This window comes from Acidobacteriota bacterium, assembly GCA_030774055.1.
Classification (GTDB): domain Bacteria; phylum Acidobacteriota; class Terriglobia; order Terriglobales; family Acidobacteriaceae; genus JACPNR01.
In genome coordinates this window covers 1-10628 of sequence record JALYLW010000094.1, presented here as the reverse complement: position 1 = coordinate 10628, position 10628 = coordinate 1, and the positions used below count along the sequence as shown (strand labels likewise).

Sequence of the window (10628 nt, the reverse complement as noted above, 5' to 3'; positions counted from 1 at the left end):
CCGTGGTGGAAGCCTATGAGACGGCGGTCCCTGCGGCCTCGGGGAAGCGGCTGCGGGCCGCGCTCGCCAAACGCGCGCGCCGCCCGCACGTGATCACATTCACCAGTTCGTCGACGGCTCGCAATTTCATCACCCTTCTCGGCCGGAAGAAGCACCTGCTTGCCGGAACCTCCCTAGCGTCGATCGGGCCAGTGACCTCCGCCACGCTGCGCGAGCTTGGCCTCAACCCGACGATCGAGGCAAAGGAGTACACGATGTCGGGTCTGGTAAGGGCAATCGTTCTCTGCCACAGAGAAGTGCGCTTGCAACGGTGATCCTGGAGCTTTACTCGAGCGTGCAGCCACATTCCGCGGGTGGGACGTGGAGTTTAAGGAAGGCCGCCACGCGCTTGTACGCGTCGATCTGGTTCTCGACCTTGGCAAAGCCGTGACCTTCATTCTCGTAGATCTTCACTTCGACCTTGCCGCCGCGCTTCTCGATAGCTTCCTGGACTTGGCGCGTCTCTGAAGCAGGGCAGCGTGGGTCGTGCCCACCAGCGAGCATCATCAGTGAAGCCTTGATGTTATCCAAGTGATATGCCGGCGAGCGGTCTTCGAAGAGCTGCTTGTTTTTCGGGTCGGCCGGATCGCCCATGGTGGCGATGTCGTATTCGCGTAACAGTGGGTCTTCGTTCTTGATCTCGGTGAACCAGTTGACGAACGGGACGATGGCCACGCCGGCGGCCCAAACGTCCGAGGCCTTGGTCACTCCCATCATGGTCAGGTAGCCGCCGTAGCTGCCGCCCATGATCACCAGTTTCTTCGGATCGACGTAGCCGGTCTGTTTTATCCAGTCGGCTGCCGCGACGCAGTCGGCGAGATCGCCGCCGCCCATGTCGAAGCGGTTGGCGTCCTGGAACTCCTTTCCATATCCGGTGGAGCCGCGATAATTCGGCGCGATGACCACATAACCCTGATTGACGAGGTACTGCACGTTGCGGTTGAAGGAATTCATCGTCTGCGCCTGCGGCCCGCCGTGCACGTAAACGAGTGCCGGACTCTGCCCGTTGCGTTCAAGGTTGTGTGGCATGTACACGAAGGCGGAGATCTGCCACTTGCCGTCCTTCGAGGGATAGTGGGCGAGGTAAGGCTCGACCATGCTCTCCCCTCGGATGCCCCCGACGAAGCTGCTGGTGATCTGGTGTGACGAGCTGCTGGCTCGGTCATAAACCCAGATGTCCTGTGGGGCGTTGGCGCCATTGTGATAGAAGAGCAGGCGTGAGCCGTCGCGCGTGAACGGGGACTCAGCGCCACCAAATGAATTCACGCCCTTGGCCAATGGCAGGGAAACAGCTTTCTTCGTCGCCAGGTCGCAGGTAAAGATCTCCTGGTTGCCATCGACATTCGCCGTCCAGGTGGCAAGTGTGCCGTCGGGGGAGAAATTCGCGGAGTTAACCTCCCACTTGTCCTGTGTAAGCCACTCGATCTTCTTGCTCCCGACGTCGAGCAGGCCGACGTTGTCATAACCGTTGCCGGCATTCGACGTCAGCAGCACCCGCTTGCCATCGGGAGAGAGATCACTCGCAGTGTAGTTGTATTCACCCGTATGCGGCGTGAGCAGGGTGCGCTGCCCGGTCACGACGTCAACTAAGAAGACGTTCGAATCTTTGCCAGTCGCGTGCTGCTGCGTGAACACGATCTGCTTGCCGTCGCGCGACCAGATGGGGCCAAAGTTACTCTGCTCTTTCGGTGTTCCCGTGGTCAGGTGCTTAACCTGCCTGGTCAGCACGTTCACCAGGTCAATCTCGTAAGTCGACGAGCTTCGTGGCTTCACGATGTAGGCGAGCCACTTGCCATCCGGCGACCACGCCGGGCCCTCTTCAGAAATATCCTTAGTCTTTGTCAGATTGATGACCTCGCCGCTGAGCGGCGAAACGATGAAGACGTCCCACTGCTCGTCACCGTCGTAATCGGACACGTAGGCGATGGACTTCCCATCGGGAGACCATGCCGGCGACGTCTGCCGTTGATTACTCACGGTGAGCTGCACCGGCCAGCCGCCGCCCGCCGGCACCAGCCAAAGATTATTGCGACCGCTGACGTTAGTTACGAAGACGATCTGCTTGGCATCCGGCGACCAATCCGTCGCGCCGACCGAACGCGTCAGGTACAGCTTTTCCAGGTCAAAGCTCTGCGCGTTCGCTTTTTTCTGGCTGATCACCTGCTTCGGGTCAGTGATGAAGGCTACGCTCTGTTCGGCGATCGACATTGTGGTCATAGCAATCACAAATATCAGGATAAGAAGATGGCGCATAGCGTCCTCGATTGTCTGGTGGACGAAGAGCGAGTTTACATCGCGTCAGGGCTTGGCCCACTTGTGCACCTCGACGGTGGTCCAGGTCTTGTCGGCGGCGTGACAGATGTTCTCCAGGGGGCACTCCGCGCATTTTGGCCTCCGCGCCACGCATAAGGCGCGACCGTGGTGGATGATCTGATGCGAGAAGTCGATCCACTTGTGCTGGGGGATCACTCGCATCAGGTCCTGCTCGATGCTCTTGGGATCGTCATTGCTGGTGAGTTCGAGTCTCCGTGAGATGCGGTGGACATGCGTATCCACCACCACGCCAACCGCCTTCTTGAACCACGTGCCGAGCACTACGTTCGCCGTCTTGCGCGCGGCGCCGGGGACCTCGAGCAGTTCTTCCATTGTTTGCGGGACTTGGCCGCCGTAGCTCTGAACGATCTTCTTCGCAGCGCCCACGATAGATCTCGACTTGTTACGAAAGAACCCGGTCGAGCGGATGTCCGGTTCGAGTTCTTCCGGCTTGAGTCGGGCGAAATCCTGGGGGGTCGGATACTTCTTGAAGATGACGGGAGTCACCAGGTTCACCCGCGCGTCGGTACACTGTGCGGAGAGGATGGTCGCGACCAAGAGTTCCCAGGCGCTGCGATGGGTCAGCGCGCAGGTCACTTCGGGGTAGGCAAGGTCGAGGCGCCGCAGGATCTCCGCCACGCGCTTCGGCTCGGGAGGAGTGAACTTCACCTGTCCGCGCGGGACGGACTTCTTGCGGCGGGTGGGCGGTTGAGGTTTTCGCCTGCGCATGGAGTGGTCAGAGTAACTTCTGGCAGGCAACGATTACAATGGAGGCTTTGATGGCGAGGGTTGCGAATGTCCAGTAAGACGGGGATTCGGGCGGAGGTCGGACTTCCGGCAGCGCCGCTGACGTTGGAGGGTGCGACCGTCCTGCATCAGATGGCGCGCGTCCGGTGGCCAGAGTGGAAGCGACTGCCGGCAGGCGAGCGCCTGGCGATCGCCGATGAGGCCAAGGCGTGGCTCGAGCCGCTGGAGGCGGAAGGGAAGAGCGCCCTCTTTGCCATGTTGGGTCACAAGGCTGACCTGATGCTCATCCACTTCCGCGATTCGTTCGCTGCCCTGAAGTCGACTGAGCTGGCAATGTCGAACCTGCGGTTGGTCGACTATCTTGAACCAACCACAACCTACCTCTCGGTCGTGGAATTAGGGCTGTATGACTCTTCTGTGAAGCTCTATCGCGAACTGTTGGAAAAGGGGGTAGAGCCCAATTCTCCCGAATGGAAGACTGCTGTCGAAGCGACGATCGTGCGACAGTCGGAGGCGATGAGATCGCGCTTATGGCCGAAGGTCCCCGCTGCTCGGTATGTATCGTTCTACCCCATGAACCGGCTGCGCGGCGAGGACAAGAACTTCTACACACTGCCGATCGAAGAGCGTCAGCGGCAGATGGAAGCCCACGGCCTGGTCGGCCGACGCTACGCCGGCAAGGTGCAGCAGATCATCACGGGTTCCATCGGCTTCGATGATTGGGAGTGGGGAGTAGATCTGTTCGCCGATGATCCGCTCCAGTTCAAGAAGCTTATCTACGAGATGCGGTTTGATGAGGTGAGCGCGGTGTATGCGCTGTTTGGTCAGTTTTTCTTAGGCGTGCGCTGCGCAGCACCGCGACTGGGCGATCTGCTTGCGGGCAATCTGCCGGAGTGATGCGTTTGACGGCACGGTCGCACGCGGCTATCTTCATTCTGCCTCTTCTGGGAGCGCCATGTCTGTAAAGTCCATTCAACTCGGCCAAGTCTGGCGCAACGATCAGACTGGGCAGAACTACCTGGTGACCAAGCTGTATAGCGAAGTTTTCACCCAGTACGCCATGCTGCGCCATGCGGACGCCAGCGCCGCCAGCACCGATACTGTTCGAGTCAAAGTAGTAAAGACCGCCGACACCGCCACTCTGCCTGGCTATACGTTCACCCAGGAAGCGCAGGAGTTCTAGGAGCCTTCGATGGCCGAGCCCTTCACTTGTCCCCATTGCGGTGCCCACGACTACATCATCACACTCACTGGCTGCAACATCACCAACGCCACCGTGCAAGAGGCGTTCGAGTGGGATGAGCAAGAGAAAGACTACGGATCGAGCGGCTCAATCATCGTGGACAGTGAAGGCGTAGAGAACGAGGGCGGAGAAGCGACCTGCAGCAACTGCGAGAAAGACGTATCCGAAGCCGTCGCCCAATACGAAGACAAGATCGTGGGCGGCGCCGCGCAAGCTTGATCCCCGAACAACGACCAATCCATGATCGAAAAGATACTTGGCGCCGTTTTTCTGTTCATCAAGTGGGTGATCGGTGCGACTGGCTATTGGGGCATCGTTGTCCTGATGGCGATCGAATCGGCGTGCATCCCGCTGCCCAGCGAACTGATCATGCCCTTCGCCGGCTACCTGGTCTATGAAGGCAAGTTCAACCTCTTCTGGGCAGCGACAGCGGGCGCGCTCGGATGCAATGTAGGCTCGGTTCTGGCCTACGAGGTCGGATACTACGGCGGGCGTCCGCTGGTCGAGAAGTACGGCCGTTATCTGCTGCTCTCGCGCCACGAGTTGGAGTGGGCCGATCGATTCTTTCATCGCTGGGGGCATGCGGCAGTATTCATCGGGCGATTGCTGCCCGTTGTCCGAACCTTTATTGCGCTCCCAGCGGGCGTCGCGCGCATGCCGCGGGTCAGGTTCCACATCTATACGTTCCTCGGATCGTGGCCGTGGTGCTTTGCGTTGGCGTACTTGGGAATGAAACTGGGAGAAAACTGGCGCTCGCTTGGAAAGTACTTCCACCAGTTCGATATCGTGATTGGAGTTCTGATCGTCGCGGGCGTGGCCTGGTTCGTGTGGTCCCGTTGGCAGCATCGCATGCGGGAGAGCTAGTCGATTCTTGTGTGCCGGGCGACCATCCGCTCCCAAGTCTTCCAGGGAAGCAATCGCTTCATCCAGTAGCCCAGGTGCGCGTCGGTGCCGGCAATATAGCGGAGCCGCGGCTCCGGGTCCTGTGCGATCCGCAAGATCAAGCGGGCGACCTCGCGCGGATCTCGCTTAGGAACTTCCTGCTGCACGAACTGCACAAAGCGCCGGATGCGCTCATAGTTTGGCGATTCTGGTGTATTGACGCGCTTGCCCAGCACGACGTTCTTCACCCAGATGTCCGTAGCGTAGGCGCCCGGCTCGACCAGCACCACGCGGACGCCCAGCGAGTGTGTCTCCAGCCGCAGCGCCTCGCTCCAGCCCTCCAATGCGTACTTAGAGGCTGAGTAGCTGGAAATCACGGGTTGGGCTACCAGCCCGCTGATCGAGGAGATCATGATGATGTGCCCCGAACGCTGCTTCCGCATCACGGGCAGCACCGCTTTCGTCATCGCGACGTGTCCGAAGAAGTTCGTCTCGAACTGCTGCCGAATCTCGGTGAGTAGCATGTCTTCGGCGAACCCGGAGACGGAAAAGCCAGCATTGTTGACGAGCACATCAAGGCGGCCGTGAACCTGCACGAGCTGCCCCACGAATCCAGCGAGGGAATCGAACTCGGTGACGTCGAGTCGCCGGACATCCAACTCCACGCCGGCTTCCTTTGCGGCGGCATCGAGCGGTCCCCGCCTGTCCAGGTTGCGCATGGTTGCGACAACGCGAAACCCGGCGCGCGCCATCTCTACCGCAGCCAGCAACCCGAAGCCGCTCGAGCAACCGGTGATGAGTGTGACCTTCTCCATGCCGTCTCCGTTCTTCAAAGGCTTTGCGGTGGGTCTACGCCGTCTCGCGCCCAGTGACGCGCGGCGCAGCGCTCCATTCGCGCACCTGTTTGACCACTTACACCACAATTACCGCGGCTGGGGGCATTTGTCATTTACAAAGTATCGCGCGGTACGAGAAGATAGCGAGTTTCGGAAATCATCCTGATTCTGACAGGGGCGTGATGGCATTCTTTCGTAAAGAGAACAGCACTACTGGCGGCGGGATCGCTCCCGCCAAGGGCAAGCTAGGGGTGATGATCCCCGGCATGGGAGCGGTGGCGACCACATTCGTTGCGGGTGTGGAGGCGGTCCGCCGGGGGTATGCGAAGCCCATCGGCTCGCTCACCCAGATGGGCACCATTCGCCTGGGTAAGCGTACTGAAGGCCACTCGCCCCTGATCAACAAATTCGTTCCCTTGACCCAGCTCGACAACCTAGTCTTCACCGGTTGGGACATCTTTTCCGACGACATGTACACCGCCGCACGCAAGGCCGGTGTGCTCGAGACGGAGCTACTGGACAAGGTGAAGCCCTTCCTCAAGACCATCAAGCCGCGCAAAGCGGTTTTCGATCGTCATTACGTGAAAAAGCTGGATGGCACGAACGTGAAGAAGGGGAAGAACAAGCGCGACCTCGCGGAGCAGCTGCGCGCCGACATTCGCGACTTCCGCAGGAAATCGGGAGCGGACCGCCTGGTCATGATCTGGTGCGGCTCGACCGAGATCTTCCTGCGGCCGGGTGAAGTTCACTCCTCCCTGGCGAAGTTCGAGAAGGGGATGGAGAAGAACGATGCCGGCATCGCTCCTTCCATGCTTTACGCCTACGCTGCATTGATGGAAGGGGTCCCGTTCGCGAATGGCGCGCCAAACCTTACCGTGGACCTGCCGGTGATGCACGAGCTCGCGCGCCAGAACAACGCGCCCATCTGCGGCAAAGACTTCAAGACCGGCCAAACGATGATGAAGACTGTGCTCGCGCCTGCCTTCAAAGCGCGCATGCTCGGGTTGAGTGGCTGGTACTCCACCAATATCCTGGGGAACCGCGATGGCGAGGTGCTCGACGATCCGGAGTCGTTCAAGACAAAGGAGGAGTCGAAGCTTGGCGTGCTGGAGCACATCCTACAGCCGGAGATGTATCCCGACCTTTACGGAAATATCTTCCACAAGGTCCGCATCAACTACTACCCGCCGCGCGGGGATAACAAAGAGGGTTGGGACAATATCGACATCTTCGGCTGGCTCGGCTACCCGATGCAGATCAAGGTCGACTTCTTGTGCCGCGACTCGATCCTCGCGGCGCCCATCGTTCTCGACTTGGTTCTATTCCTCGATTTGGCGCAGCGTTCGGGCCAGTTGAGGGGGATCGGTATCCAGGAGTGGCTAAGCTTCTATTTCAAGTCGCCGATGACTGCGCCGGGGCTGTATCCGGAGCACGACCTGTTCATCCAGTTGATGAAGCTGAAGAACACTCTGCGGCACCTGAAAGGCGAGCAGCTCATCACTCACCTTGGCTTGGAATATTACGATTAGAACTGCGGCACGCCGGGGCGAAGAGGCGCATCAAAAAAACCATGAGGCACTTCGCGGCAACCGCCATCCTCGTCGGGGGACTCCTTGTCCCCGCCCTGGGGTCAGGACCGGTGGGGATGTTCGGCGGCACGGTCGTGCGCGGTACGACGCAGGATCCGCCGGGTAAATGGGTATATATCAGGGCACGCGGGCGCACGGTACGCCGCGTGGAGGTTTCGACGGCCCGCTTCGGGTACGCCGCCTCGGGGCCGCAAGCGGCTCGCTCCGCGATCCCGGCGGATGATCTTAGAAACGGCACAGTAGTGCAGGTCTCCGCCATGCAGGATAAGACCGGTGAATGGGTAGCGCAATCGGTCCTGATCTTGCGACTTCCCGACCAACAGGCGCTGTGCTCGGCCACTCCTTGAATCGCTACGCTTTCTTTACCCTCTTGTACTCATCGAAAGCCGATAGGAACCGATCAATGTCCGCCTTCAACAGGAAATAGGGCGTCGAGAGGCGAAGCTTCGAAGGCTCCCCGCCGCGAATACGGATCTTCTTCGTCTTCCACAGCCAGTTTTCCAGATCCATGCGCTGTACCGGAGGGACGTTGACGGTGACGATGGCGCAGCGCATCGCTGGGTCCGGCGAGGTCCAGGACTGGGCCCCGCGGTTGATCATCTCGCCAAGCAGGTAATCCGCCATCCGGCGATGACGCTTTTCGATCCGCTCGATCCCCAACAAACGCGCGAACTGGATGGCAGCACGGAAGCCGTGGAGAGAAGGGACATTCGACGTTCCGATACGCTGAAAGCGCTCGGCTTTCAGCTTGGGGTCATCCCAACCGGCGGTCGCGATCGTGCTCCAGAGCCGATCCTGCATCTCTTCGCGAACGTAGAGGAAGCCAGAGCCCTTTGGCGCCTGCAACCATTTATGTGGGCTGGAAGCGAACATGTCGCAGCCCAGTTCGCTGATGTTCAGCTTCATCATCCCAGTGGTATGGGCCCCGTCAATCGCAGAAAGAATGCCCTTCGAGCGTGCCAAAGCGCAGATCTCCTTGACGGGCAAGACGACGCCGGTGACCGTGGTGATATGGCTGACGAATATGACGCGTGTTCGGGGCGTGAGGGCGTCGTTCAGGCGGTTCATGATCTCGGCCGGCGTCTTCGGCGGCTTGGGAAGCACGAAACGTTTCACCACCACGCCATAGCGCTTGGCGCGCAGATCCCACGGACCGTTGCCGGAGGGGTGCTCCTGATCGGTCATCAGGACTTCATCGCCGGCCTTCATATCGATCCCGTTGGCGATATAGCTATTGGCCTCGGTTGAGTTGCGAACCAGCGCGATCTCATCGCGCTTGCAGCCGACGAATCCTGCTAGCGGATCCCGGAACTCGTTCCATGGGCCGTAGCCCCAGATGGGATAGTCCTCGGCATCCGGTTGGTCCATCTTCTCGGTGTCCTTGTAGGCGCTAAACACGGCCTGCAGCACGGGGATCGGTGAGGAGCCGACGGTGCCGTTATTCAGGTAGACCTCATCGGGCGGAATCAGGAATTGCTGCCGTACCTGCGACCAGTACGCTTCTTCATCCGTATCGGAAAGTGGCGGCGGCGGAAGCGCGGGAGCGGGCTGGGAAAGGGCCTGCAGCAGGGTGGGCGGCAGTGTGAGGCTGGCAGTCAGGCTGGCAGCGGTCCTAAGGAACGAGCGGCGGTCGAGCACAGCGACCTCCTTGACGTAGCGGGCGCCATCTTATTGGCTGGCAGCCAGGTCGGGCAAGGGCAGCGGAGCCGAAAATGCGAGTTGCTGGATAACGGAAGTGGCTGATTTGTGCGTCCAATGTAAGGGAGAAGCGTCTAATCCATCGCCAGCCCAAGTATCAACGGCATATAATCGAGGCGCGACGGTGCGTCCTCGCAAGGAAGTGTTCCATGAAGTTCCGAGCCCCTATCCTGGTTGCCCTGCTCCTGTTTTCGACTCTGGGAGTTACTCGTGCCTTGGTGGCGCAAGAGCCCTCTAATGCATCTACGCAGGAAGCTCCATCGGCGACTCCGCCAGCGAGCGTTCCCGCGAATCAGCCGCCCCAATTAGACACGCCCGCGCCTGCTGACCAAAAGCCCGCCCAAGGCAACAAGAAGCGCGGTGGCAAGGAAGACGTGGATGCCATCGGCAACCGTGGCATCGGCAACCGTGGCTTAGGCAATTGGTATTCGCTCGAGAGAGAAATCGCCATGGGCAAGCAGTATGCCCAACAGATCGAGTCGAGCGCCAAACTGGTGCAAGACCCGGTCGTTACTGAATACGTGAATAGGATCGGGCAGAATCTCGTGCGTAACTCCGATGCTAAGGTGCCGTTCACTATCAAGGTCATCGATTCCGACGAGATAAATGCGTTCGCGCTGCCTGGCGGATTCTTCTACGTGAACACAGGACTTATTCTTGCGGCCGACGAGGAGGCGGAGCTAGCCGGCGTCATGGCACACGAGATCGCGCACGTGGCGGCGCGCCATGCTGCCCGGCAGATGACGCGCAGTCAGATCGCCAACCTGGCTTCGATCCCCCTGATCTTTATCGGTGGTGGCATTGGGTACGCAGCCCGTATGGCGGCGAACCTCGCGGTGCCTATGACGTTCATGAGCTTCTCGCGCGGCTTCGAGTCGGAGGCCGATTACCTTGGCCTCGAGTACATGTACAAGACAGGTTACGACCCGCAGGCTTATGTCAGTTTTTTCGAGAAGGTACAAGCCAAGGAGAAGAAGCGGCCCGGCACATTGGCCAAGGCCTTCTCCTCGCATCCTCCTACTCCCGACCGCATCACGAGTACGCAGAAGGAGATCGCCCAGGTGCTACCGGCGCGCGAGCAATACCTGGTCAGCACTTCCGAGTTCGATGAAGTGAAGGGGAGGCTGGCCGCGATCGAGAATCGTCGCAAGCTGGTAGACGAGAAGGATAACCGGCCGAGCTTGCGTAGGAGTACAGCGAGCAATTCCAAGGGTGATACGAAGTCAGACGACGATAGGCCAACGCTCAAGAAGCGCGACTGAATCTTTCGTCACTAAGAGC

At 59.8% G+C, this 10628-nt stretch carries 11 protein-coding genes; 7 read left to right on the top strand and 4 right to left on the bottom strand.

All coding sequences use genetic code 11. From position 1 onward, the window contains the following. A partial coding sequence (locus tag M3P27_07635) for a uroporphyrinogen-III synthase (GenBank protein MDP9268185.1) occupies positions 1 to 314 on the top strand: 314 nt, incomplete at its 5' end. 10 nt (positions 315 to 324) lie between these two features. On the opposite strand, the gene M3P27_07630 is transcribed toward M3P27_07635, so the two are convergent. Continuing rightward, positions 325 to 2247 carry a S9 family peptidase gene (locus M3P27_07630; GenBank protein ID MDP9268184.1) on the bottom strand — a complete coding sequence of 641 codons (1923 nt, stop codon included), beginning with the start codon at positions 2245 to 2247 and terminating at the stop codon, positions 325 to 327. A 90-nt stretch (positions 2248 to 2337) separates the two neighbouring features. Further along, positions 2338 to 3081 carry an endonuclease III gene (gene nth, locus M3P27_07625; GenBank protein ID MDP9268183.1) on the bottom strand — a complete coding sequence of 248 codons (744 nt, stop codon included), beginning with the start codon at positions 3079 to 3081 and terminating at the stop codon, positions 2338 to 2340. Positions 3082 to 3147: 66 nt separating this feature from the next. On the opposite strand from nth, the gene M3P27_07620 reads away from it, so the two are divergent. Genes M3P27_07620 through M3P27_07605 form a run of 4 tightly spaced genes read left to right on the top strand, consistent with a single transcriptional unit; the run spans position 3148 to position 5206 of the window. Further along, entirely contained in the window at positions 3148 to 3996 is an 849-nt protein-coding gene (locus M3P27_07620; GenBank protein ID MDP9268182.1) for a heme-dependent peroxidase, read from the top strand. A 58-nt stretch (positions 3997 to 4054) separates the two neighbouring features. Further along, positions 4055 to 4282 (top strand): hypothetical protein, encoded by a 228-nt coding sequence (locus M3P27_07615; GenBank protein ID MDP9268181.1) that lies wholly within the window; start codon positions 4055 to 4057, stop codon positions 4280 to 4282. A gap of 9 nt (positions 4283 to 4291) precedes the next feature. Beyond that, positions 4292 to 4561: a hypothetical protein gene (locus tag M3P27_07610; GenBank protein MDP9268180.1), complete on the top strand. Its 270-nt coding sequence runs from the start codon at positions 4292 to 4294 to the stop codon at positions 4559 to 4561. 21 nt (positions 4562 to 4582) lie between these two features. After that, positions 4583 to 5206: a DedA family protein gene (locus M3P27_07605; GenBank protein ID MDP9268179.1), complete on the top strand. Its 624-nt coding sequence runs from the start codon at positions 4583 to 4585 to the stop codon at positions 5204 to 5206. On the opposite strand, the gene M3P27_07600 is transcribed toward M3P27_07605, so the two are convergent. Further along, positions 5203 to 6039, bottom strand: a complete 837-nt coding sequence (locus M3P27_07600) for an SDR family oxidoreductase (protein MDP9268178.1) — start codon at positions 6037 to 6039, stop codon at positions 5203 to 5205. The two genes, M3P27_07605 and M3P27_07600, sit on opposite strands and share 4 nt — an antisense overlap. A gap of 203 nt (positions 6040 to 6242) precedes the next feature. Between M3P27_07600 and M3P27_07595 the strand changes: the two genes are divergently transcribed. After that, positions 6243 to 7589, top strand: coding sequence for an inositol-3-phosphate synthase (locus tag M3P27_07595; GenBank protein ID MDP9268177.1), 1347 nt, complete (start codon positions 6243 to 6245; stop codon positions 7587 to 7589). Positions 7590 to 8000: 411 nt separating this feature from the next. Here the strand turns inward: M3P27_07595 and M3P27_07590 are convergent, their stop codons facing one another. Then, on the bottom strand, positions 8001 to 9287 hold the full coding sequence (locus M3P27_07590) for an aminotransferase class V-fold PLP-dependent enzyme (protein ID MDP9268176.1): 1287 nt from the start codon (positions 9285 to 9287) through the stop codon (positions 8001 to 8003). Between the two features lie 209 nt (positions 9288 to 9496). On the opposite strand from M3P27_07590, the gene M3P27_07585 reads away from it, so the two are divergent. Beyond that, the gene (locus M3P27_07585; protein ID MDP9268175.1) at positions 9497 to 10609 is read left to right on the top strand and encodes a M48 family metallopeptidase; all 1113 of its coding nucleotides are present in this window, start codon (positions 9497 to 9499) and stop codon (positions 10607 to 10609) included. Positions 10610 to 10628 lie beyond the last annotated feature (19 nt).

Excerpts from the sequence above, each read along its gene's own strand:
- M3P27_07610 (MDP9268180.1), top strand. The coding sequence starts at position 4,292 with ATGGCCGAGCCCTTCACTTGTCCCCATTGCGGTGCCCACGACTACATC.
- M3P27_07620 (MDP9268182.1), top strand. The coding sequence starts at position 3,148 with ATGTCCAGTAAGACGGGGATTCGGGCGGAGGTCGGACTTCCGGCAGCG.
- M3P27_07600 (MDP9268178.1), bottom strand. The coding sequence starts at position 6,039 with ATGGAGAAGGTCACACTCATCACCGGTTGCTCGAGCGGCTTCGGGTTG.
- M3P27_07605 (MDP9268179.1), top strand. The coding sequence starts at position 4,583 with ATGATCGAAAAGATACTTGGCGCCGTTTTTCTGTTCATCAAGTGGGTG.
- nth (MDP9268183.1), bottom strand. The coding sequence starts at position 3,081 with ATGCGCAGGCGAAAACCTCAACCGCCCACCCGCCGCAAGAAGTCCGTC.
- M3P27_07585 (MDP9268175.1), top strand. The coding sequence starts at position 9,497 with ATGAAGTTCCGAGCCCCTATCCTGGTTGCCCTGCTCCTGTTTTCGACT.
- M3P27_07630 (MDP9268184.1), bottom strand. The coding sequence starts at position 2,247 with ATGTCGATCGCCGAACAGAGCGTAGCCTTCATCACTGACCCGAAGCAG.
- M3P27_07615 (MDP9268181.1), top strand. The coding sequence starts at position 4,055 with ATGTCTGTAAAGTCCATTCAACTCGGCCAAGTCTGGCGCAACGATCAG.
- M3P27_07595 (MDP9268177.1), top strand. The coding sequence starts at position 6,243 with ATGGCATTCTTTCGTAAAGAGAACAGCACTACTGGCGGCGGGATCGCT.